1 pseudogene is annotated in these 243 nt (G+C 68.3%); it reads left to right on the plus strand.

Features of this window, described 5'->3' with window-relative positions:
• Nucleotides 1-243, plus strand: a pseudogene (locus WG8_RS27855) (ABC transporter ATP-binding protein); the annotation flags it as partial.

Here is a 243-nt window from a genome sequence, read left to right on the forward strand (position 1 = left end):
GACCGGGGAGCTGACCGTGTACGGGCTGGACCCCGACACGGCCGACCTGGCTGCTGTCGCCTCTACCGTTGGCGTCGTGCTGCAGGACCCGGATGCCCAACTAGTGCAGGGAATCGTCGAAGACGAGATTGCTTTCGGGCCGGAGAACCTGCGTGTGCCTCCGGCAGAAATTGCGCAGCGTCTCGCTGCTGCGCTGGAGGCCGTCGGCCTCGCTCCCGAGCGCGGCTCCTTCGTGCGCCGCCT

This window comes from Paenibacillus sp. Aloe-11 (genome assembly GCF_000245715.1).
Classification (GTDB): Bacteria; Bacillota; Bacilli; order Paenibacillales; family Paenibacillaceae; genus Paenibacillus; species Paenibacillus kribbensis.